The organism is Candidatus Cybelea sp. (assembly GCA_036489315.1).
GTDB lineage: Bacteria > Vulcanimicrobiota > Vulcanimicrobiia > Vulcanimicrobiales > Vulcanimicrobiaceae > Cybelea.
This window is the reverse complement of sequence record DASXFZ010000043.1, coordinates 1-20,494: the sequence shown is the minus strand read 5'-3', so window position 1 is coordinate 20,494 and position 20,494 is coordinate 1. Positions and strand designations below refer to the sequence as shown.

Below are 20,494 nucleotides of genomic sequence, written 5' to 3'. Positions count from 1 at the left end.
CGGTTCGGGGCGCCGCCGTCACGATTCTAGGTAGAGGCCGGTGCCGGCGACGCGGCGGCCGGTGACGCGGCAGCCGGTGACGCGGCGGCCGATGACGCGGCAGCCGGCGAAGCGGCCGCATTTCCCGCAGCCGGCGGCGCGCCGTTGGTCTGCGCGTTCGCGGCCGAGGGCGGGAAGAGCTGCGCGAAGTTCGGGTTCGTGCTCTTGATGTCGGCCTTCTGCTGCAGACCCTGCAGGAAAGGCTGGATCAACGGAGCCTCTTGCTGTTGACGCAGGATATCGGTGATCTGCGCCGTCGCGCTCGCGACCGTTGCTTTCTTGCCGGGTACGCGCGCTTCGACCTGGATGATGTGGTAGCCAAACGGCGACTTCACCGGTTCGCTGATCTGGTTGACCGGCAGCGTGAAGGCAACCTTATCGAAGGCCGGCACCATCTGTCCGCGACGGAAGGTACCGAGTTCGCCGCCCTTATCTTTACTGCCGGGATCGGTTGAGTATTGCTTGGCAACCGAGGCGAAGCTCTGTCCCGATTTCAGCAGCTGCTCGACTTTCTGCGCCTCGGCAAGGTTCGGCACGAGAATGTGCCGGGCCGTCACCTCTTCGGGCGTATCGAACGTCGCATGATTCTTATTAAAGTAGTCGCTGATCGCGGACGGCTTGATATTCACGTCCTTGGCGAGGGCTCGGTCGAGGATGATCTGCTCGCGTAACGCTGCTTTAACGTCAGCTTCAGTCAGACCGCGCGACTTCAACATCTCGTCCCAGGAGCCGGAAGGGAAGTTTTGTTTGAGCTGCGTCTCACGCGCATCGACTTCGGCGTCGGTGACCGTGATGTTGTTGCTCTTGGCGTACTGCTGGATCAGCACGTCTTGCACCATCTGCTGCAGCACGGTACGTGCCAGCGGCGTGGTTTGCAGCCGCGCGTTGAACGAGGCTTCGCTGATCGGTTGACCGTTCACCGTCGCGACCGCGCCGCTATCGGAACACGCCGCTAGCGACGTGCCCAACAGAAGGGCGGCCAGGCCTACGGTGAGGCGTTGGGCTTTCGACATTATTGCTCCGTTGGATCTCAGTGCGTAGGAAGCGGGGCCAAGAGCCCCGCATCACGTGCGGCCAGGTTCGCGCGCCGCGCGGCCGTTCCTCCGATAGGGGAAGGCCTGCCCCTGCGCCTTATATCGCTTCGAGAAGCCTGCGCAGCAGGGGCATCCAATCTTGGCTGCCGGGGAGATCGACGAGAATCCGCCCATCGGAGAAGCGGAAGCGATTCTTCGTCAGCGACTGCAGCTTCGGGACCGCGGCGGGGTCGAGCGCGAAGCCGGTGCCCACGCCCAGCGTCAGCCGCCGTTCGTCCACCACGACCCGAGTGACGTGCTTGCGCAGCGCGACAGCACGGAGCTTCGTGAGTTCGACCAGGTTGGCGAGCGGTTCGGGAAAAGGACCGAAGCGATCGCGAACCCCAGCCGCGGCCTCCTCGACCTCTTCTTGCGTGCGAGCCTTTGCTAGCTGCTGGTAGATGGCGATTTTTTGGGAGACTTGGCCGATGTAGTCGTTGGGAATGAAGGCATCGATCTTTACGTCGATGACGGCTTCGCGCCGATCCTCGAGCGAGGCAGGGCCTCCGCGCCGCTCGGCGATCGCCTGCGCCAAGAGTTCGCAGTACGTATCGAAGCCGACCGACGCGATAAATCCCGACTGCGCCGATCCCAAGAGATTGCCGGCACCGCGAATCTCGAGGTCGCGCATCGCGATCTGCAGGCCCGAGCCGAGATGGGCGAACTCCCGGATCGCTTCGAGCCGTGCTTTGGCCGCTTCGCTGAGTGCCTTGTGCCCCTGATAGAGCAGGTAACAGTACGCCTGGTGATTCGAGCGTCCCACGCGCCCGCGCAGCTGGTAGAGCTGCGCTAACCCGAAGCGGTCGGCGTCGTTGACGATCATCGTGTTGACGTTGGGGATGTCGATGCCGTTTTCGATGATCGTCGTCGCGACGAGCACGTCGAGTTCGCCGTCGATGAAACGCTGCATCACCGGCTCCAGCTCCGATTCTCGCATTTGGCCGTGCCCGACGCCGATTCTGGCTCGCGGAACGAGCTCTGCGAGCGCGTTGCGAACGGCGTAGATCGATTCTACCCGATTGTGCAGGTAGTAGACTTGGCCTCCGCGATCGAGTTCCGCCGCGATCGCCCACTGAACGACCGCATCGCTCGCCGGTACGACGAGCGTTTTGATCGACATGCGGTTCTTCGGTGCGGTTTGGATGAGCGACAGGTCGCGCACGCCCATCAGCGACATGTGCAGCGTGCGCGGAATGGGCGTCGCCGAAAGCGTCATGACGTCGACGCTCGCGCGATATCCCTTGAGGCGCTCCTTGTGCATGACGCCGAAGCGCTGCTCTTCGTCGATCACGATCAAACCGAGGTCGGCGAAAGCGACGTCCTTCTGAAGCAGCCGGTGCGTGCCGATGACGACGTCGACCTTGCCCTCGGCGAGATCGCGAAGGATTCGCTTCTGGTCGGCCTTGGGCGTGAAGCGCGAGAGCTCTTCGACGCGGACCGGAAAAGCGCCGAAGCGCGCACTGAAGGTGCGATAATGCTGATCGGCCAGCAGCGTGGTCGGCACGAGCACCGCAACCTGCTTCTTGTCGGCAATCGCCTTGAAGGCGGCGCGCATTGCCACCTCCGTCTTTCCGTATCCGACGTCGCCGCAGATGAGGCGGTCCATCGGCCGTGCGGCCTCCATATCGGTCCGGCTCGCATCGAAGGCCTTCTGTTGATCGGGCGTGGGCTCGTACGGAAATGCTTGTTCCATCTCGACTTGCCACGTCGTATCCGGGCTAAATGGAAACCCGCGCGAGATCTCTCGCTCGGCGTACAACGCGACGAGCTGGTCGGCGATCTTTGCGAGCGATTCGCTGACGCGCGACTTCGTACGCGCCCAGTCGGCGCCGCCCATTTTCGAGAGGCGCGGCGACTGGCCTTCGGCGGCCGAGTACTTCGCGATCTGATGCATTTGGGTAACCGGGACGAGCATCCGATCGCTTCCGGCATAGCGCAGATCGAGATAGTCTTGTGTCGCGCCGAGAATCGTTTCGGCGCGCAAGCCCAGATATTGCCCGATGCCGTGCACCGCGTGCACGACGTAGTCTCCAACGCGCAGATCGGCCAGCGTGACCGGTACGCCTTCCTTGACCGCGCGCATCTTGACCCGCTTGGGAGGCGCACCGAGAATTTCACGATCCCCGAGCACGCGAACGCGCAGGCTTGGAATCCAAAAGCCTGCCTCGATCGAGCCGTGATCGACCAAGACGCCGCCGCGCGCCTGCGGGCCGGTATCGATTCCTGCTGCGCGCAAAATGTCGCTGATGCGCGAGACGCCCGCACTGACGATGAAGACGTGCTCGCCGGCGCCGATCCACTCGCGCATCGCTTCGGTAAAGAGGGCAATCTGACGGTTGAAATGCTCGACCGGGCGGCATTCGAGCACGAACGATTCGATTGTGTCGGGCACCCACGTGGGCGCGCGATCTCCAAGCTCGATCGAGCCGGGGAAGAGCAACGTCGCGTGCTCCGCGACCCGCTCGCCGATCTCGGTTAAACCGACCGGCATGGAGGTGAGCTCGACGCTCAACGCTTCGTCGGGCTCTTCTCCGGCGAACAGCGTGTGCCGCTCGCGGGCGCGTTCTTCGTCGAGTGCGGCGACGATCGCGGCGATCGTCGCGGGTTCCTCGAGTACGACGGTTGCGTCGCGGGGAAGATACTCGAAGATCGTCGTCCGTTCGTCGCGAGACTCGTCCCAAGGCGTTACCGCGAGGCGATCGATCGGCGTGTCGCTGCGTTGGGATTCGATGGCAAAGGTTCGCATCGACTCGATTGCGTCGCCGAAAAACTCGATGCGCACCGGCGCGTCGGCCGTCGCCGCGAAGAGATCGATGATGCCGCCGCGTACCGCGTACTCGCCGACCGCGCTCACGACGTCGCAGCGCGCGTAGCCGAGGTCGAAGAGCCGCCGCTGCAGCGCGTCCCAACCCGGCTCGTCGTTGGTTTGCAGAACGAAGCGGAGCTCGTCGAAGCGCCGGCGGGGCGTGAAATGCTGGCGCAGGGCAGCGATCGGCGCCAGCACCAACCGCGGTTTGCCGTCCGCCAAATCCGCAAGCAGTGTCATCCGTGCGCTCTGCTCGGAGGGATTTTCGATTGCCCCGATCGCCTCTTCGCGCGAACGAAGCAGTGCGACGCGTTCGGTGTCGGACTCGAGGTAGTAGAGCAGATCGGCGAAACTGCGCTCGGCTGCGTCGGGAGTCGGCACGACGACGAGCTGCGTGCCGCCCAGCTCTTTGTGCAGTGCCGCGATCAGCGCGGGCCGCGCCGCGGCGATCGTCTCGTGTAAGGAATACCCGCCGGGTTTGTGTCCGTCTAAGCGGCGTAGGGCGGCGAGACGCTCGACCAGGCTGGCCCAAGCGCGGCTCGACGCGGGCAAAGAGCGGAGGAGGTCACGCCGGGTGAGTTGCGGTTCGATCGTGTGCGCGGTCATGCGGGTCGATCATTATACCAGGGCCTCCAAGCGACGAGCGCAAGCAATGGAAGCGAGGCCAGCATCCCGAGAGCAGCGGCGACCGGCGCGCTCGGCGTGCCGATTGCGTCGGGCGCGTAGCGCAGCAGCGCGCAGAACGAGAGCAGGGTGGCGACCCGGCCGGCCCGCGTCTGCGGTGCGATCGCGGCGAGCGCCAGGAGCCAGAGCCCATACCAGGGATACGGGTTCGGGATCATCACCCAAACGGCGAGCCCCAGCCAGATCCATGCCTCGTCCGAGGCGGCACGGAGCAGCGTTATCGCGCGTGCGCCCAGCAGCAGGCAGGCGACGGCGGCCGCCGCCCACGCCGCAATCGGGGAGAGCGGTGCAAAAACCGCTTGCAGCGATGCCTGCGGTGCGTAGTGCCCGTGCGGCGCGAGGTGGGTTGCCGCTCCCACGATCAGTGGAAGCGAGAGCGTCACGGCGGCGAAGGCCCCGATCGCCGCGCCGATTCGGGCGCGGCGGTCGCACAGCCCCAGCGCCGCAGCGGCAACGATCCCCGGCGGCTTTACCAAGGCCGAGAGCGCGACGACGGCCGCCCCCAGGGCGGCCCGGCGACTGCGTACCAGCACGAATCCGAAGAGTACCCAGGCCAAAGCGATCGCGTCGTTGTGACCCTCCGCTGCGCACCATATCGCAACGGGATTGAGCCCGATCGTCGCCGCTGCCCGCAGACGCATCGCGCGATTTCCTTCATATGCGGCGTAGGCCAGCGGAATGCAGGCGAGCAGCGCGAGCGAGGCAACTGCGCGCAATGCCTGCAGCTGGGCGAGCATCCCGAACGGCGCGAAGAGCCGGATGATTGCCTCGGCGAGCGCAACGAACGCCGGTCCGTAGAGACAGATCGGCACCGTCGTTCCCCACTGAAGATCGGCCGCCCGTACGAGCGCGTCGAACGCGTAGGGAGCTGCCGAGACGTAGGGGTTTGCACCGAGGCGTGCGATCTCGCCGTAGGCGGCATATGCGTAGACGTCACTCGAGAACAGCACGGGAGCGCCCCACGCGGTTGCCAGCGCCACCGCGCAGGCGAATGCGAGGCGCGTAGGCGAGAGCAGGTTGGCGCGGCGTACGACGCGCCAATAGAAGAAGCCGATCAGTGCGACGGCGATAAAGAGTACCGCGAGAACGACGGCACCGCGCACGCCCCAGTTCGTTGCGACCAGGAGCGGCGCTTGCGCTCCGGTCACGCGCTACGGCGAGCGGCGGCGGCGATCCCGAGAAGCAGAAACCACGGCGCACCGACCTTCGGGTAGAAGACGAAGTCGTCGACGACCTGATGAAGCGCGAGTGCGACGCTTGCCGCGACCGCGGCGAGCACCCACGGCGGCTGGGCGCGCAGGCCGGCAACAAACGGCCGGCGCGCAAATGCGCCGATCGCCGCCGCGATGAGCGCCAGGGTCGCGCCGAACAGCACGATGCCGCCTTCTGCAAGCGACTGCAGGTACCAGCTGTTGGCGTGCGTGCGCACGCCGTAGACGCCGAATTTGGGGAGGTCGAGCTCGAAGTTCCCGGCACCGACCCCCAGCAGCGGGCGCGCGAGAAACATTCGCCAAGCGGCGCGCCACAACTCGCCCCGGTTGCCGACGCCCCCGGCATAGGCACTGGGCGCGAGCGAGATGCGCAAGACGCCCGGGGTGTGCGCGTAGATCGCCCACCACGCGCAGCCGATAAGGCCCGCAACGGCTCCGAACAGCGCCGGGCGCAACGCCGGCCATGCGCGGCGGCCGCCCCAGAGCACGACCAGCACGAACACGATTGCCAGCGTGAGGATCCCAGCGCGCGAGAAGGTCAGGAGGTCGGTGCAGGTGAGCAGCCCCAGGGCGAGCGCCGTTAACGGGGCCGGCCGAACGACTGCCCACGCGCCCAGAAGCGCCGCGGCGATCGCGCAGTACGCGGCAAGCTGGTTTGGGCCCTCGAGCACCCCGGCGATCCGCGGAACGATTGCCGAACCGATGTACAGACCCGACGGTGCACCGGCGAGCTCTTGCGCGAGCGCCGAGATGCAGACCGCAATCGCCGCGAGGGCCGCACAGGTGAGCAAAGCTCCGTCGTCGTCGTCGAGGCGGTAGCAGCAGAATGCCGCTGCGAAGATTGCCGCGTATTGCGCCCATTTCAGCGTCTCTCGAAGAACCGGTCCGAGGTGCGCCGCGCCGGCAGCGCTGAGCGCGGTGGCCGTGAGGTAGACCAGCAGCGCCGCGAAGATTGGTGCGGCCGGCGGGCGGCGCAGCCCCCGCCAGACGGCGGGATACGCCGTCAAGGCGAGCAGTACGCCGAGTAAGACGCACTTCGGAAGGCCGATCGTCGTCGCGAACACGTCCCGCGAAAAATCGAAAGGGGTAGCGATCAGCAGAGCGCCGAGTCCGAACGCCGGACGCCGGAGCGTTAGCGCAGCGGCGGCGATAAAGGCAGCAGCGAGGAGAACGGCGGAGAACGGATCCAGGTAGGCCGGAACGGCGACGTGGTCGATGACCGGGCGATAGGTCAAGATCGTTCGATATCGCTGATCAAATAAAGCGGCCGGCCTTTTACTTCATCGTAGACGCGTCCGAGATACTCGCCCAAAATGCCGAGGCTCATCAGCTGGACCCCTCCTAAGAAGGTCACGGCAACGATCGTCGACGCCCAGCCGGGGGTATAGAACGCCGGCGACAAGCGCAGCGTCTTCATGACGATCACGACGACGGCATAAATGAAGGCGACGACGCTGACCGTGAAGCCGAAGTACGAGGCGAAGCGCAGCGGCGCATCGGAGAACGAGGTGATTCCGTCCATCGCGAAACGGAGCATCTTCGTCAGCGGGTACTTCGTCGTTCCGGAATGGCGTTCGTCGCGATCGTACTCGAGCGCGACTTGGTTGAAGCCGACCCAACTGACCATGCCGCGGAGAAAGCGATGCCGCTCGGGGAGCTTGCGCACCGCTTCGACGGTTCGCCGGCTCATCAAGCGAAAGTCGCCGGTGTCCATCGGGATCGAAACCTTCGTCAGACGCTTGATGATACGGTAGAACGCCCGCGCGGTCAGCAGCTTGAACGTGCTCTCGCCTTTTCGCGACCGGCGAACCGCATAGACGACGTCGTATCCCTCGCGCCACTTCCGCAGAAAATCGGCGATCAGCTCGGGCGGATCTTGCAGGTCCCCATCCATGAGGATCACCGCGTCTCCGGCCGCGATCTCGATTCCGGCCGTGGCCGCGAGCTGATGGCCGAAGTTCCGAGAGAGGTTTACCAGTACGATTCGGCCACGCCGCTGCATCTCGGAACGGATCGCCGCCAAGGTGGCATCGCTGCTCCCGTCGTTGACGAGTACGATCTCGTACTCGTAGTCGCCGCGGACTCGATCGATCGCCGACGAGAGGCGACCGAGGAGCGGCCCGACGTTTGCCGCTTCGTTATAGAGGGGAACTACCACGCTGAATGTGGGGCGCACCGAATCGGGCATCTCCTCGACGTTTCAACATCTGAGCCTTGCCGGCTTGCTAAGGAACGCCCGGAGAGTCACAGAAGAACTAAGTGATGCATAGCGTCCGCTCGGCCGTTTACATCGGCTTGGTCTTGCTCTGCCTGCAGTCTTGCAGCAGTCCGCCGCATCCGCAGAGCTCTCCCTCGCCCGCTGTCCGCTCGCAGCCGCTGCGGCTACCCGCCGCCTCCCCGGCTCCGCCGCGGTCTTCGGCAGCGCCCGGCCGAGCCGCAAAGAGTTCGCCCGAGCCCTCGCAGACGGTCGCCTCGCCTCCAGCCTCCGCCGCACCCGGGCCGACCGCCGCGCCGAGCGGTGCGCCTGCGGCGAAGCCCATTTTGAAGGTTCCCCTGCTGCCGCCCAATGCCGCGCCGCAGATCATCTCGGTCGATGTCAGCGAAACGACGGTGCGCTCAGGCGACCACGTTTGGGGGAAAGTCGTGACGACGTCCAACGTCGCGAGCGTCGAAGCGAGAATCGGTAATTACGCGATGAGCTTGAACAAGGTAGGCGTCGGGCGCTTCGCGCTCGTCTACACCGTCGCTCCGCTGCCGTGGTTCGTGCATGGAACGTTTGCGATGCGAGTGATCGCCAAGAACACGCGCGGCGATACCGTCGAGCGAACGATCCCATTATCGGTGCGATAGCGCGGCCGGCCGCCGCACCTCCATAAGAACAGATTATTTTCACGTTAACGTCAATAGCGAAAAACCGCCATTCATTGCGGCGGGATTTTGGTTACAACGACAGTAAGTCGTTTGCGTCCCATTTCGTACAAGGAGACGTTGGTGCGTCGTCTTTCGAGGTCCTCGAAGCCGCTGGCCGTTATAGTAGTAGCTCTCTTTCTTGCGGCCTGCCGCGGGCGGCAGCATGGGCCCTCGCCGTCGCAGCTTTCTCCCGCGCAGCCCCCGCGAAAGTTCGCGCCGATCGAAGCTTCCTACGGCGCGACGTGTTTCGAAAACGAGCCGCACGATACACGTACCCCCGACTCGGATTAACCGAACCTACACCGCTATCTTCCTCCGGTTAATTCGCTGCGTTAGTTAAAACACCGTCGCCAACAATTGCTAGACGCTAGTGCAGGAAGAGATACATGGAAAACAAAGAGCGCCGCGACGGCCCGACAAGTGCGTTCGGCCGCCTTACCGTAGTCGAACCCGTGGCGCTGCGACCGGCTTGCGAGCCGCGCCGGATCGCGATCGTCGGCACCGGCTACGTCGGCCTGGTGACCGGTACGTGTTTGGCCGAGCTCGGAAACTCCGTCGTCTGCCTCGACAACGACCCGCAGCGAATCGCGACGCTGCGCCGCGGCGAGGTGCCGTTCTACGAGCCGGGCCTGCTCGAGATGATCCTCGAGAACGACCGGGCGGGGCGCCTCTCGTTCTCCGACGACACCGGGGCGGGAGTGCGCGACTCCAACATCGTCTTCATCGCGGTCGGAACGCCGATGCTCAGCGACGGCAACTCCGATCTCTGCGCGATCCGCGACGTCGCGGCAACGATCGGCCGCGAACTCAACGGACCGAAAATCGTCGTCGTAAAGTCGACGGTCCCCGTGGGAACGTGCGAGCTGGTCGCGGCGATCATCGCCGAGAACTCGCGAACCACGCATCGGGTCGACGTGGTGAGCAATCCTGAATTTCTGCGGGAAGGCTCGGCGATCGGCGATTTCATGCACCCCGACCGCGTCGTTTTCGGCACGAGCGACCCGCAGGCGCAAGCCGTGATGCGCGCCCTTTACGCACCGCTGGATGCGCCGATCTTCGCGACCGCCGTGCGGGCGAGCGAAATGGTCAAGTACGCAGCCAACGCCTTTCTAGCGACCAAGATCTCCTTCATGAACGAGATCGCAAACATTTGCGATCTCGTGAATGTCGACGTGCGGGCAGTCGGCTGCGGAATCGGATTGGATCGGCGCATCGGAACCCAGTTCATGAGCCCGGGGATCGGGTACGGCGGCTCTTGCTTTCCCAAAGACGTTCGCGCGCTCGAGCGAACCGCTCACAGTTTCGGCTACTCGGCGACGCTCTTGCGCTCCGTCGAGGCCGTCAACCGAACCCAAGTCTGGAGAACGCTGGCGGCAATTGAAGGCGCGCTGGGCGACTCGATCGCGGGCAAGACGGTCTGCGTGCTCGGGCTGGCGTTCAAGCCGAACACCTCCGATATCCGCGAATCGCCCGCGCTGCGGCTGATCGATCTCTTTCTCGGCCTGGGCGCGCGAATCACGGCCCACGACCCGATCGCGCTCGATAGCGCGCGGGCACGGCTCGGCTCCGAAGTGCGCTACTGCTCGGAAATCTACGAAGCCGTCAAAGGCGCCGACGTACTCGTTCTGGCGACGGAGTGGCGCGAATACGAAGCGATCGACTTTGGAATCGTGCGAACGCTGATGCGCGGCGACATCGTCTTCGACGGGCGGCACTTCTTCGATCCGGAGGCTGTAGCCCTCGAAGGGCTGTGGTACGTCGGCGTCGGCAACGCACAAACGCCCGCGCGTGCCGCGTACCTCGAAGCCTTCGCCGAGTAGTCCCGCTTGTACGCCGTCGCCTTCCACGTTCTCGACGCAGTCTTAGTTGCGGTCTTCATAGCGACGCAAGTCCTCTACACGTTCACACTGTTGGTCGATTTCTACTTTTTCGCCCATCGCGTCGATTGGGTAGACATGAACGAACCGCTCGACGAGCCGCACGAGGATTGGCCCTACATCGTGCTCCTGTATCCGGTCCTGCACGAGCTGGAAGCGACGATGCGCACGACCTTTCTGGCGCTCGCAAAGATCGACTATCCGCCGCAGCGGCGCCGGGTCGTGGCGATTCCCAACAGCCACGACACCGAGACGCTCGCATCGCTGAAGCGCCTGGCGACCGAGTTCGACTTCTTGGAGATCCTCAAGGTGCCGCCGACGACCGATCCTTCGTGGCAGATCGTTTGGGACTCGTGGGACTCCAATCCGAAAGCCTATTGGTGGCACGCCGGAAAGCGCGCCGGCGTCAAAGACTTGCCGCCGAAGAAGACCCGTCAACTCATCTACGCGCTCTATCACATCTCCGGCGTGCTGCGGCACGAGCGCAATCTCGTCATCAACTACATCGATGCCGACAGCTGCCCGCCCGTCGACCATTTCAAAGGCGCGGCGATCGGCCTGCGGCGGTACGACGTTCTCCAAGCGCTCAACGTCGTCGGCAACCTCAACGCGACGATGGCCACTTCCTGGCACGCTTTCGATCATATGGCCTGGGACGGCTACAAGTATCCGCACGTTTCGGCCGGCGGCCGCCATCCGTACTGGGTGCTTGGTAAAGGGCTCTTTTATCGCGCTGCGGATCTGGTGGAACTCGGCGGATTTCACCCCTGGATCACGATCGAGGATCCTGAGATCGGCCTGCGCTACTGGGCGAACGGGAAGCGGCTCGGCATTCTCGAGAGTTCGCTGATCGAAGAAGTGCCGCGGACCTGGGCGCAGGGAATCACCCAGCGAAAACGCTGGGTCTGCGGCTTCTTTCAAACGCTGGGCGAACCGCTGCAGCATCTCGGCCTGAGCCCGCTGGACCGCCTGCGGTGCTGGATGCTCTTCTATCCCTGCTTATCGCTGTTGATCAACTTGGTCGGCTTACCGATCGGCATCTGGGCCGCGGCGATGTACCTCGCGCACACGCACCTCGTTCCGGTATGGACCTTCTGGTTTGCCGTCGTGAACTTGAGCCTGTTCGCGATCGTCATGGCGCTGCTCTACGCGAACACCTGGAAGCGCACGTCGCTGGTCTGCCGCCGCTGGATCGATCGCGTGTGGTACATGATTCGTATCAATCCGATCTCGGCGATGATCTGGTGGCTGCTCTGGACGATCCCGCTGCTCATCGGGCTGCGTATGTATCTACGCGACGAGGGGCTGGCGTGGCAGCGCACCGAGAAAATCGATGCCAACAAACAGCTCATACGCCACAAACTGCGCGGGCAGCGTACCGCAATCGCTAACCAGCAAAAGGAGCCTTAACTTGAGCAAACGCGTGCTCGTCACCGGGGGCGCCGGTTTTATCGGCTCGCACGTCGTCGATCGTCTGTTGGCAAACGGGCACGAAGTCGTCGTGCTCGACAGCCTCCTTCCTCAAGTGCATGCCGACCACGAACGAGACGAAGACGGCTGGCCGCTCTACCTCGATCGCGGCGCGAGACGCGTCAAAGGGGGCATCCTCGACGACGGCCTGTTCGAAGAGAGCCTCGAGGGGATCACCGATCTCGTGCACTTGGCGGCGTCGGTCGGCGTCGGACAAAGCATGACCAACATCGTCGAGTACTCCCGCAACAACGTCATGACGGCGGCCGTGATCCTCGAAGCCTTGTCGCGCGCGCCGCACTGCGTCGAGCGCATCGTCGTCGCGTCGTCGATGTCGATCTATGGAGAGGGCGCGTATCGCTTGCCTTCGACCGGCGCCGTGGTCGCGCCGCCGCTGCGGGATTACCAGCAGCTTTCGCAACGGCGGTGGGAGCTTTCGATCGCCGGTGAAGAACTGACGCCGATCGCAACCACCGAGGAGAAGCCGCTCTCCCCGGCGTCGATCTACGCGATCAACAAGCGCGACCACGAGGAGATGTTCATCGCCGTCGGCCGTGCCCTTCAGATTCCTACGATCGCACTGCGCTTGTTCAATGCGTACGGCTCGCGCCAGGCGTTGAGCAATCCCTACACGGGGGTCGCGGCGATCTTCATTTCGCGCCTGCTCAACGATCAAGCGCCGCTCGTCTTCGAGGACGGCGGCCAGCAGCGCGACTTCGTGCACGTCGGCGACGTCGCCGATGCGTTCTCGACGGTGTTGGAGAGCGATCGCGCGGTCTGGGACGCGTACAACGTCGGCAGCGGCTCCCCGATTACGATCGCGGCGATGGCGGCTATGCTTTCGCGGCTGCTGGGCAAAGCGGTCGAACCGGAGTTCCTCGGACGCTACCGCATCGGCGATATCCGGCACTGCTTCCCCGACGTCTCGAAAATCGAGAAGGCCTTCGGCTTTCGCCCGAAACGTACGCTCGACGACGGCATGCAAGAGCTGGTCGCTTGGGTTTCGGAGGCAAAGCGGCCCGTCGATCGCAGCCAAACCAGTCTCGGCGAGCTCGACCGGCAGAAGCTGCTGGTTTGAATGAAAGTTCCCTCTCTAGTCGGGCGTGCGTCTCTGGCGTTCGTCTTGGCGGCGCTTCCTGCCGCTGCCCTAGCGGCCGATAACGTCGAAGTCTTTACCGGCGGCCAAGCGGCCTTTTCAAACTATATCTTCATGGGCGCGACGGTGGCGATGCCCGGATCGCACATCGGCGACGGCGTCGCAGTGCGAGTGTACTTAGACAACGGCGGATACAACTACAACGGCGGCACGCTCGGCCCGGTTAGGGCGAACTTTACCGGCGCGGAACTAGACGGCGTCTACGAGTTCTCTCGTAAGAACTTCTGGAGTAATTTTGCCCTCGGGGTCAACGACACGTACACCGGCCTCAATCCGTACGATCCCAGCAACATCCTGCGCGGGCAGCAGGCGGAGCTGCGAGCGACCCTGGACGGCGGGATCGTCGGCGGTCCGTGGCGCTCCGACTGGTTGGGTTACTACGGTACGCGCGTGCAGGATTATCAATGGAACGTCGACGTGACGCACGCCGTCACGCCGAAGTGGCGTCTTGGCGGCGAGGCGTACGAAGAGGGGAATCCGACCTACACGCTCCGGCAGCTGGGGGCGTTCGCCGGTTTGCAATTCAACGGGACATCCGAACTGCAGCTCTCCGCGGGTGAGGGCTGGGAGTCGAGCTTCGCGCCGCGTGCCTTTTTACGCGCCTCGTTTTATCAGCGCTTCTGAGTTCTCGGCCGGCTGGTACGGAACGCGTCGAGGATCGCAAAATACATCGGTTTGGGCTGCATCGAGGAGTCGAAGGGAAGCCCGCGATTGAGTCCGGGACCGTTCCCGGCGCTCCAGGCGCCGGGAAAACGGGCGAGATCCTGTGGGGTGACGTCGAGCCACGAGTAGAGGTCTGAGAGGCCCCACGTCGTGACGCCGGTGACGGCGTTTTGGGCGAGCACGACCTCGAGGTAGCGCCGGACCTCATCGGCGACGAGCCGATCGCGCTGTGCCATCGTCGCCGTGTAGTCGGATTCTTTCACGTCGAGCTCCGTAATGACGATCGCCAGGCCCAGGTTGGCGACGTCGCGGAGAAACCCGCGGACCGCCGCTGCGTCGATCCGCCCCTTATTCAAATCGAGGTGCGCTTGAACGCCCAGCGCGTCGAGCGGGGCGCCGGCGCGGCGCAGCCGCTCGAGCAGCTTGAGCAGCAGGTAGCGCCGGTCGCGCTCGTCGGGCAAATCGTACTCGAGGCCGAAGTCATTGATCATCAGCTGGGCGCGCGGCGCGAAAGTGCGCGCCGTCGCGAGCGCGTGGGCGATGTAGCCGGCGCCGAAGACTTCTAGAAAGACGTTTCGGCGAAGGCCGTCGGAGCGGTAGCCGGGATCGAGCGGCTCGTTGACGACTTCCCACTGATCGATGACGTCGCCGTAGCGTGGGATGATCGAACCGAAATAGCGCGAGATCAGCGACCAGTCCCGCTGCTGGCGCAGCATGGCGATCGCCCATTGCGGCGTCCCGAGGTGCCAGAGAAGGGTGTGGCCGCGAACCTTTTTTCCGTTGCGGGCCGCGAAGCTCGCGAGCCGGTCGACGGTACCGAAAGAGAGGCCGCCGTAGGTGGGCTCGACGCGATTCCAGTTCATTTCGAACTCGGGAACGACGTAGGTGCATTCCCGCACAACGGCGTCGCGATACGGCTCGTTAGCGTCGATTTGATCGATCCGCACCGCCGATCCGAAAAACCGATTTCCGGCAGCTGCCGCTGCCGCAAGGCTCTGCGCTGCCGCGGGACTGCTCCTGGCGCGCAGCACGGCCGCCGGCGCCGCGAGCGCGGCGGCAATGGCGTTTCTTCGAGTGATCAAATCGTCAGCGAACGCTCATCGCAACGGCGGTCGTTGCCGCGACGCCGGCGGTGTTGCGGGCGATGATCTGCAGCGCGAAATCGTGCGGCGCGTAAAACGGCAGGTGCGGTACCGTAAAGCTCCATTCGAAGTGTCCGACGTCGGTCTTCGTCGAGTTCAGGCTATAGCCGCCGACACGCAGTTCGACGCTGGCGACGTTCGATGAGGTCAGGACCGTGCCGCTAACGACGTCCCCCGCGAGCGGCGTGGTCGAGCTCACGGAGACCCAAAGAATCTGCGGCGGCGCGTCCGGCGCCAGCATCAGAATCGTGGGCGTCGGCACGGGCGACGGCACCGCCGCGGGTGACGGCGACGGCGAGGTGACGCTTTGCGCCGATGCGACGGCAACGAGCGAGCACCATACGAAGAGCGCCGCGGCGATTCTCACGAGTTCGATGTTTCAACGTCGTGCCCGCGCGGGCTTCCTTAAGGAATGCACGTTTCACGACAAGAAGTGAGATTCGATGCATAGCGTCCGCTCGGCCGTTTCTAAAATTTGGCCCTCGCCGGCGCTTTGGGACGCGCTGGTTGCTGCCCTCTTCGTCGCCTTGGCTGCGACGCTCTGCGCGATCGTCTGCTGGCGTTACGCCATCTTCCGCAACGGCGTCGATCTGGGCATCTTCACCCAAGTTATCGCCGGCATCGGGAGCGGTTTTTCGAGCACTCCGGAGGGCGGCGTAAACCACCTGCTCGTGCACTGGTCTCCAATAATCGCGCTCGCCTGGCCAATCGTCCGCGCGTTTGGGCCGCTTGGGCTCGAGTGCTTTGCGGCGATCCTCGTTGCCGCGATTCTGTTCCCGATTTGGGGCTTAGCGCGGGCCCGGTTCACGGCCCCCATCGCATTCGCGCTCGTCGTCGTCGCGGCGATCTACCCCATCCTCTGGGCAAACGGCGTCGGAGATTTTCACGAGATGGCCTTCGTGCCGCTGCTCTCCGCCACGTTCGTCTTCGCGTTAGACCGCCGGCGCCCGGCGCTGACTCTCGTTGCCGCGCTGCTTCTGCTCTGCACGAAGGAGGATCAGTTCGTCGTCTTGGCCGTGAACGGGCTGCTCTTTGCGGCAACGGCACGCGGCGATGCAATCGGCCGCCGAACCGGGCTGCTGGTCTGCGGTATGGCGATTGCGATGTCGTTGACGTATTTTGGACCGGTCCGCCACGCGCTGGGCGCGCAGGTTCCGTACCTGTCGCTGCGGTTCTTCGACTGGCACGAAGCGGGAACGGCAACGGCCGGGCTCTCCGCCGCCGTGACGGCGCGCGTATGGTACGCGATCGTCGTCCTTGCGCCGCTCGCGTTTCTGCCGTGCGTCTCGCGCTACGGCCTCTTCTTGATTCCCGGTTTTGTCGAGGTGCTTGCGTCGCATCGCCCGATCACGCTGATGCCGGGCGCCCATTACAGCGCGCTGCTGACGGGTTACGCTCTCGCGGCGTTCGTCGACGGCGCGGGGCGCTTGGCGCCCCGCTGGCCGCGGCTCGTGGAGGGATTGATTCCGGCCGCGGCCGCAGCGGGGATTGCGATCGGGATCTTCGCGAGTCCGATGGAGTACTGGTACTACCTCTATCGTCGGCCCAACGCGCACGACGCGCTGCTCGCCGATACGCTTGCGCATCTCCCGCCGCTGGCGCAGGTTGGCGCCCAGGACGAACTCTTTGCCCACCTCGGGCTCGATCCGAACGCTTCGATCGGCTTTGCCGGCCAAAAGTGGTTCGTTTACGACCAAACTCACTACTCGGTACGCTGGCGCGACGTCGACGAGCCCGCGGTGCGCGCCGCGCTCGCGCGGCGCGATTACCGCATCGTGAGCGAACGCGACGGAATCGTCGTTCTACGAAAGCGCGACTAGCGCGGCGGCCTGCCCGGCGGCGGCTGCGGCGGCGGCAGCCGTTGCGGAAGGTTCGGGAACGGGGCGGGATTGTAGGGCGTCGGCATGATCTGCGGCTGAACTTGGTTCAGCCCGCCGGGCGAGGCGTCTTGCCACGCGTATACGATGTCGCGGATGACGCGCACGTCGGCATCGGTAACCAAAAGATCGCGAGGCGTGCGCGCCAGGCCGTTCTGAGCGACTTCCTGCGTCTGCAGCGAGCCGCGGTTGTAGAGGTAACGCAGTGCCGTTCCGGAGTTGAAGCGGCGCGTGATCTGGTAGTGCAACGCGTCGACGCGATCCATCGGAATCGCCTGCGCGTTCCAGCCGCTTTGGTCGGTCGCGATGTAAAGCGAAGACGTGAAGGGCGTGTAGGGTGGAACCTGCACGATAAAGGTGACGAGCACGGGGCGCCCCGAGAAGTGACGCTGATCCGGCGCTTCCGGCCGGCCCGGCGGCGGCGTTGCGACCGCTTGAAGCAGGTCGGGATTGGGTGCCGGCGACGAGAGCGCGACAGCAAAGCGCGAGACGTCGGTGAAGCTCCCTTGCGGGGGAAGCGGATCGCGTGAGAGGTCGAGTTCGGTAACCGTGCCGGTCGAGTCGAACGTGGCGCGAGCCCAGAGCCGCGGCGCGGGTGCGAGCGCCGTCGTGCCGCCAGTTTTTGCGTCGCGAATCACGACGCCGTGAGCGACGCGAAAGCCGTCGCCGGTCGTAAAGAAAACGTATCCGTCTTGGTAGGCGAGCAGCTGGCCGCTCACGACGATCGTGGAGGCTCCGGCCGCGACCGCCAGGATCGCTAGCGATAGAATCGCGAGGGTGGAGAGCGCGCGCCTCATATCGGCAGCACCTGAATGACGAAGCTCGGCTGCCAAAACGTCGTCCGGTACGGATTGCCGTACCAGTAGAACGTCCGTGAGAGGTCGAGCAGTGCGTGTGAAAGGATTTTGAAGCGCACTTCGCCGGTCGCGTCGTACGGCGCCTGGCCGAGATAGGACGTGTAGAGCGGCTGGCCGATGATGTTATTGGGAGGTAAGCCAAAGACCCCGGGGACGGGTACCGGAAAGTCGGTGTGGTGGCGCAGCAGGAGCGAGAAATTGAATTCGGGAGTCGGTGCGTCGTTGATGCCCAGGCTCGTCGTGCGCTGCGTCGAGACGCCGCGAAATGACGTGAAGCTCAGGGGACAGAACGCCGAGTCGACCGGGTGGCACGGCGCGTAGCCGCCGTTGATGTAGTAATCCCCGGTATTGAGGATCTGGTATCCCGCGTAGGTATTGAGCGAGCGCGAGAACTGGCGGCTGATCGAGAAACTTTCCGACGACGTGTTGATCCAGTGGGGCAGCGAGTTCCACTGGTATTGCTTGTTGAAGCTGGCGTTGAAGTAGTAGGTTTGATACGTGCTCGCGTCGGGATTGAGCTTGATCGACGGCGTGTAAAGATTGAAACCGAGAACGGTATTCCAGATCGTCGTGTAGACCGGACAGAAGTACGTCAGTTGCTTAGCGCCGTGCTGATCCGGGCACGGCGCGCCATACGCTTGCAGCCCAGGTGTCGGTATCGGCGCTTGCCCCGAGCCTGGGAGGCCCTGCAAATATTGATTTCCGCCGACCGTATCGTGGTTGAAGCCGTACCCTTCGTAGATCTGCTCGTAGAGCGGCAGATTCGCGATCCGGTTCTGGAAGCTCGTTGCGGTGAGCTGAACCTGCGACGGATGGTCGAGGCTACCGCCGAGCTTGGCCCCGTTTTCGATGCCGCCCGGTCCGAGAAGACTGTAGTTGGTGAGCTGCGAGGACGCCGTCACGTACGAATGTGGAAGGGCATACGTCGCATTGATAAAGGTCGTCTGCTGCGCCGCTTGCGGCGCGCTCAGGTAGTTCTGCTGCGCGTAGTACTGCGTGAAACTTTGAATCTGGAAGCGCGAGCCCAGCTTTTCGTAGAGCGCGAGATTCCACCACTTCTCCGCTCGGGTCGCGGGATTGACCGAGAGGATCGCGTATTCGTGCTCGCCCACGAAATGCTGCTCGACCGAAAGGTACGTCTTATACGTCGGATCGTAGCGCAGATGCAGTGCCGTCAGAGAGTTCGGGCTTCCCGCCATATTCCAGGTCAAATCGACGCTCGCACCAGAAAGCGTGTTCTGCGCAAAGTATTGGTTCGACGCGAAATTGACGACGTAGGTGCCCAGCGGTATCCCGGCGTTGAGGAAATAGGTGTGCGCGTTGATGAAGCGCACGTAGGTCTTGGTGCCGATGACGGCGCCGGTTCCCGTGATGCTGGGGTGCTCGCTCACCGAGGGAAAATAGAAGGCGTCCCCGGGCATTTCGCGCCCTTTCGCCGGATGCACGAGGTCGCCGTCGAGGAAGGTCCAGCGATCGGGTTCGCTCGTTACCGGAACGAAATAGATCCGCCGAAAGTCGAGAAAGTCCGCGATCGCGGCGCCCTTCACCGTTCCCGTCGCGTCGTGTAACGTCACGTGGCCCGCGACCATGAACCGATTGAGCTTGAGGTCCATCGAAAAGGCATCGCCGGTTACGGTGAAGCCGTCGCTGGTGCGCAGACGGACGTTTCCGTCACCCTCGATCAAGAAGCGGTTGTAGTAAAAGTCGAGCCGCTTAGCATTCAAGTACAGGATCGTGCTGGGAGGCTGCGGGCTTGGGGTTGGCGCGGGCGCTGCAGCGAGCGCGGCTGCAGACGCAGCCAGAAATACCAGCGTTGTGAGCGCCGTCGAGAGCGCGATACGTGCCACGTTGGCCACGCTTTCTTCCCTGAGCGAAGTCCCGCCTTGCGATGGGCGGCCGGTACCACGCAAAGGACCCTAGCCCCCGGCACCTTGCGACACACTCGTTACCCCGATACGCAGAAGGCGTGTCTTTGCGCGGGACGAAAAGCGGCGCAACGGTAATGCGCGTGGTTGCGATCGTAATTGATTCGGGGGGAGTCGGTGCACTTGCCGACGCCGATGCGTACGGCGACGCACCCGGTGCCGACACGATCGGCAACGTCGCGCGTCGTCTAGGCTCGTTGGCGCTGCCGAATCTCGAGCGCCTCGGGCTTGGGTTGCTAACTGGAATTCGTGGCGTCGCGCCGGTCGCGGCCCCGGAGGCGATCGTCGCGCGGCTGCGAGAACGCAGCCGCGGCAAAGACACGATTACGGGGCATTGGGAGATGATGGGCGTCGTTACGGAAGTCCCCTTCCCGACCTATCCCCGCGGCTTTCCGCCGGAGGTAGTCGAGCAGTTTACGAAGATAACGGGCAAGCCGCCGCTCGGAAATGTCCCGGCCTCCGGTACCGAGATCATCGAAGAGCTCGGGGCGGCGCACATGAACAGCGGGCGCCCTATCCTCTATACCTCGGCCGACTCGGTCTTCCAGATTGCGGCGCACGAGGAGATTGTGCCCCTGGAGCGGCTCTATGAATGGAGCGCCCGAGCCCGCGAGATGCTCCGGCCCCCGCACAACGTCAACCGGGTCATCGCCCGCCCCTTCCTGGGCCGACCGGGGGCTTTTTGGCGGACGCCGAATCGCCGGGACTATGCAATCGAGCCGCCCCCCAACCTGCTGGACGAACTCAGGGCGGGGGATATTGAGGTGCATGCAGTAGGAAAGATTTCGGACATCTACTGTGGAC

General features: G+C 64.2%; 17 protein-coding genes. 7 read left to right on the top strand and 10 right to left on the bottom strand.

Features of this window, described 5'->3' with window-relative positions:
• Nucleotides 1-26: 26 nt before the first annotated feature.
• The 6 genes from VGG51_09100 to VGG51_09075 all read right to left on the bottom strand — a co-directional run bounded on the left by VGG51_09100 (nt 27) and on the right by VGG51_09075 (nt 8,353).
• Nucleotides 27-1,052, bottom strand: coding sequence for a peptidylprolyl isomerase (locus VGG51_09100; protein HEY1883177.1), 1,026 nt, complete (start codon nt 1,050-1,052; stop codon nt 27-29).
• A gap of 118 nt (nt 1,053-1,170) precedes the next feature.
• Nucleotides 1,171-4,470: a transcription-repair coupling factor gene (gene mfd, locus VGG51_09095; GenBank protein ID HEY1883176.1), complete on the bottom strand. Its 3,300-nt coding sequence runs from the start codon at nt 4,468-4,470 to the stop codon at nt 1,171-1,173.
• 50 nt (nt 4,471-4,520) lie between these two features.
• Nucleotides 4,521-5,750, bottom strand: coding sequence for a hypothetical protein (locus tag VGG51_09090; protein ID HEY1883175.1), 1,230 nt, complete (start codon nt 5,748-5,750; stop codon nt 4,521-4,523).
• Nucleotides 5,747-7,048: an O-antigen ligase family protein gene (locus tag VGG51_09085; GenBank protein ID HEY1883174.1), complete on the bottom strand. Its 1,302-nt coding sequence runs from the start codon at nt 7,046-7,048 to the stop codon at nt 5,747-5,749. Before VGG51_09085 ends, VGG51_09090 begins: the two co-directional genes overlap by 4 nt.
• Nucleotides 7,045-8,001, bottom strand: coding sequence for a glycosyltransferase family 2 protein (locus VGG51_09080; protein HEY1883173.1), 957 nt, complete (start codon nt 7,999-8,001; stop codon nt 7,045-7,047). Before VGG51_09080 ends, VGG51_09085 begins: the two co-directional genes overlap by 4 nt.
• Nucleotides 8,002-8,098: 97 nt before the next feature.
• Nucleotides 8,099-8,353 carry a hypothetical protein gene (locus VGG51_09075; GenBank protein ID HEY1883172.1) on the bottom strand — a complete coding sequence of 85 codons (255 nt, stop codon included), beginning with the start codon at nt 8,351-8,353 and terminating at the stop codon, nt 8,099-8,101.
• 1 nt (nt 8,354) lies between these two features.
• Between VGG51_09075 and VGG51_09070 the strand changes: the two genes are divergently transcribed.
• The 5 genes from VGG51_09070 to bcsS all read left to right on the top strand — a co-directional run bounded on the left by VGG51_09070 (nt 8,355) and on the right by bcsS (nt 13,850).
• Nucleotides 8,355-8,663 (top strand): hypothetical protein, encoded by a 309-nt coding sequence (locus VGG51_09070; GenBank protein ID HEY1883171.1) that lies wholly within the window; start codon nt 8,355-8,357, stop codon nt 8,661-8,663.
• A 446-nt stretch (nt 8,664-9,109) separates the two neighbouring features.
• Nucleotides 9,110-10,543, top strand: coding sequence for a UDP-glucose/GDP-mannose dehydrogenase family protein (locus tag VGG51_09065; GenBank protein HEY1883170.1), 1,434 nt, complete (start codon nt 9,110-9,112; stop codon nt 10,541-10,543).
• Between the two features lie 6 nt (nt 10,544-10,549).
• Nucleotides 10,550-12,010, top strand: coding sequence for a glycosyltransferase family 2 protein (locus VGG51_09060; GenBank protein HEY1883169.1), 1,461 nt, complete (start codon nt 10,550-10,552; stop codon nt 12,008-12,010).
• Nucleotide 12,011: 1 nt separating this feature from the next.
• The gene (locus VGG51_09055) at nt 12,012-13,148 is read left to right on the top strand and encodes an NAD-dependent epimerase/dehydratase family protein (GenBank protein ID HEY1883168.1); all 1,137 of its coding nucleotides are present in this window, start codon (nt 12,012-12,014) and stop codon (nt 13,146-13,148) included.
• Nucleotides 13,149-13,850 carry a cellulose biosynthesis protein BcsS gene (gene bcsS, locus VGG51_09050; protein ID HEY1883167.1) on the top strand — a complete coding sequence of 234 codons (702 nt, stop codon included), beginning with the start codon at nt 13,149-13,151 and terminating at the stop codon, nt 13,848-13,850. It begins immediately after the preceding gene.
• Here the strand turns inward: bcsS and VGG51_09045 are convergent.
• Together VGG51_09045 and VGG51_09040 are read right to left on the bottom strand one after the other, a co-directional pair.
• The gene (locus VGG51_09045) at nt 13,838-14,971 is read right to left on the bottom strand and encodes an endo-1,4-beta-xylanase (GenBank protein HEY1883166.1); all 1,134 of its coding nucleotides are present in this window, start codon (nt 14,969-14,971) and stop codon (nt 13,838-13,840) included. The two genes, bcsS and VGG51_09045, sit on opposite strands and share 13 nt — an antisense overlap.
• A gap of 4 nt (nt 14,972-14,975) precedes the next feature.
• On the bottom strand, nt 14,976-15,398 hold the full coding sequence (locus VGG51_09040) for a hypothetical protein (protein ID HEY1883165.1): 423 nt from the start codon (nt 15,396-15,398) through the stop codon (nt 14,976-14,978).
• A gap of 76 nt (nt 15,399-15,474) precedes the next feature.
• Between VGG51_09040 and VGG51_09035 the strand changes: the two genes are divergently transcribed.
• Nucleotides 15,475-16,851, top strand: coding sequence for a DUF2079 domain-containing protein (locus VGG51_09035; protein ID HEY1883164.1), 1,377 nt, complete (start codon nt 15,475-15,477; stop codon nt 16,849-16,851).
• On the opposite strand, the gene VGG51_09030 is transcribed toward VGG51_09035, so the two are convergent.
• Together VGG51_09030 and VGG51_09025 are read right to left on the bottom strand one after the other, a co-directional pair.
• Nucleotides 16,848-17,705: a hypothetical protein gene (locus tag VGG51_09030; GenBank protein ID HEY1883163.1), complete on the bottom strand. Its 858-nt coding sequence runs from the start codon at nt 17,703-17,705 to the stop codon at nt 16,848-16,850. The genes VGG51_09035 and VGG51_09030 overlap by 4 nt on opposite strands.
• A complete protein-coding gene (locus VGG51_09025; GenBank protein ID HEY1883162.1) occupies nt 17,702-19,621 on the bottom strand; it encodes a hypothetical protein in 1,920 nt (639 codons plus the stop codon). The genes VGG51_09030 and VGG51_09025 overlap by 4 nt, the downstream gene beginning before the upstream one ends.
• A 116-nt stretch (nt 19,622-19,737) precedes the next feature.
• On the opposite strand from VGG51_09025, the gene VGG51_09020 reads away from it, so the two are divergent.
• Nucleotides 19,738-20,494: phosphopentomutase (locus tag VGG51_09020; protein HEY1883161.1), on the top strand; the 757-nt coding region annotated here is incomplete at its 3' end.

Coding starts and splice junctions, on each gene's coding strand:
- VGG51_09100 (HEY1883177.1), bottom strand. CDS start 1,052: ATGTCGAAAGCCCAACGCCTCACCGTAGGCCTGGCCGCCCTTCTGTTG.
- VGG51_09080 (HEY1883173.1), bottom strand. CDS start 8,001: ATGCCCGATTCGGTGCGCCCCACATTCAGCGTGGTAGTTCCCCTCTAT.
- VGG51_09075 (HEY1883172.1), bottom strand. CDS start 8,353: ATGGGCTTCGCCGCAGGCGCACCGCTCGGCGCGGCGGTCGGCCCGGGT.
- VGG51_09065 (HEY1883170.1), top strand. CDS start 9,110: ATGGAAAACAAAGAGCGCCGCGACGGCCCGACAAGTGCGTTCGGCCGC.
- bcsS (HEY1883167.1), top strand. CDS start 13,149: ATGAAAGTTCCCTCTCTAGTCGGGCGTGCGTCTCTGGCGTTCGTCTTG.
- VGG51_09035 (HEY1883164.1), top strand. CDS start 15,475: ATGCATAGCGTCCGCTCGGCCGTTTCTAAAATTTGGCCCTCGCCGGCG.
- VGG51_09030 (HEY1883163.1), bottom strand. CDS start 17,705: ATGAGGCGCGCGCTCTCCACCCTCGCGATTCTATCGCTAGCGATCCTG.